Origin of the sequence: Mesorhizobium sp. M0317, assembly GCF_040321555.1 — a bacterium.
GTDB lineage: Bacteria > Pseudomonadota > Alphaproteobacteria > Rhizobiales > Rhizobiaceae > Mesorhizobium.
On the sequence record NZ_JAMYRV010000097.1, the window covers coordinates 1 to 1,870 of the forward strand.

Sequence of the window (1,870 nt, forward strand, 5' to 3'; positions counted from 1 at the left end):
TGCCTATCCAAGCAATCGATTTCTCCAATTGTCCGATGACGAATATGAACGACTCAGGCAGGGACATCATTAGGAGTATTTTTCGATGGCAAACATTATCGAGGGTGGCGCGGGTGCCGAAACACTCATCGGCACCGAGCGTGAAGATTGGATGGAGGGTTTCCAGGGCGGTGACTGGATTGACGGTCGTGGCGGCAACGACGAGATCTCGGGTGGCGCGGGCAGTGACCGAGCCATCGGCGGCGAGGGTAACGACCGCATCTTCGGCGGAGATGGCTGGGACGATCTCTCCGGCGACAACGGCCGCTTCAACGCGCGCGTCTCCGGTGAGGACAATGACAGGCTCAGCGGCGGTCCCGGCCAGGATGTCCTCTACGTGGGTGACGGCCAGGACACGTTGACCGGGGGCACCGACAGTGACACGTTCGTGTTCCAGTTCCACAATCCGGTGCCTGGGGTTGTCGGGTCGACGTCGGACATTACCACTATCACCGATTTCAACCCGGCGGAGGACAAGTTCGCCTTCGATGCGGTAGGCCTCTACAACGACGGTTTTGGCGCGAACTTCGTCAACAACGCCAGCATACACTCCGGCTACCCGGTGAGCAGCTTCTACAGCGGTGCGGCCTCGGGTGCGAACGGCGAACACGTCGTGGTGATCACTGGCGAATCTTTCAACTCTGCTAATGAGGCGGCGAGTGCGATCTCCGGCGAGCACGCCGGCGACATCATTGTCTACCAAAGCAGCTACACCGACAGACTCGCAACTCTGGCCTATGTCACCGCCGACGGCAGCGCGCACGAGTTCGCCCACCTGGGCGGTGTAGTCACCGTGGCCGACCTAGGCCTGACCGCGTCGGACTTCACCTTCGTTTGATCCAGAAACCCATACGGAACCGCGCCCGCCCCGCCCCCTGGGCGGGCGCTTTCCCGTTCCGCTACTTGCCTGGGCCGGGGCGCCCGAGGGGCGCCCGGGAGCAGTCGCAGCGTGGATAGCTTGACCAAGCCCTGCGCGTCGCGCTGGTCGTGCACCGAAATCTCCTGAAGGTGTGGAGGCGGATTCGCCTGTTCGGGCCCTTGCGGCCGACCACGATGAATCCCTTCCAAACCTTCAGCCGGACGGTGTTGTTGACCCGCTCCATTAAATGCCGGGACCAAACATATTCGGCGGGAGCACTGATCCTGAACCAGCGAGCGGATGCAGTCGGTTGCCGGTCGGGGAGCAATATAGGGAGCCGGGTCGCCAGCCTCCGGAGACTTACGTGACAACCATTCCAAAGGATTCAGCTTTGAGACCCTTCCCTCTGACATCCGCGATTTGGGGCATTATGTTGATCAGCGGCGTGGTCAACGTGCTTGCGCTGATCTCGCCGCTGTTCATGCTTCAGGTCTATGACCGCGTTCTGGCAAGTGGCAGCGTATCCACGCTAGTGGGGCTCGTCGTGCTTGCTGCGGGGCTTTATGCGTTCCAATGCCTGCTCGACATTTTGCGCGCCCGCGTGCTGCTGCGGATTGGCGAGCGTTTCGATGGTCAGTTTTCCGGACGCGTTCACGATGCGATCGTTCGCCTTCCGCTTTCAACGCGCATGCCGGGCGACGGCTTGCAGCCGCTTCGCGATCTCGACAATGTTCGCGGCTTCTTAGGTGGAAACGGTCCGACAGCGTTCTTCGATCTGCCATGGATGCTGTTTTATCTCGGCATTTGCTTCCTCCTTCATTTCTGGATCGGCATGACGGCACTTATCGGGGCGGTCGGTCTCACATCTCTGACACTCCTTGCCAACACTCTCTCGCAAGGGCCGATAAGCGATACCGTTGCCCACAACATGGCACGCAATGGTCTGCTGCAAGCAGCGCGTTGCAATGCCGA

At 60.6% G+C, this 1,870-nt stretch carries 1 protein-coding gene and 1 pseudogene; both read left to right on the top strand.

The features are described 5' to 3' along the window. Positions 1 to 85 precede the first annotated feature (85 nt). A complete protein-coding gene (locus tag NKI88_RS31640; RefSeq protein ID WP_352659320.1) occupies positions 86 to 877 on the top strand; it encodes a calcium-binding protein in 792 nt (263 codons plus the stop codon). A 451-nt stretch (positions 878 to 1,328) separates the two neighbouring features. Then, positions 1,329 to 1,870 (top strand): annotated as a pseudogene (locus NKI88_RS31645) (type I secretion system permease/ATPase); the annotation flags it as partial.

Bases quoted from the DNA above. Each gene is read 5' to 3' on its own strand.
- NKI88_RS31640 (WP_352659320.1), top strand. From the start codon at position 86: ATGGCAAACATTATCGAGGGTGGCGCGGGTGCCGAAACACTCATCGGC.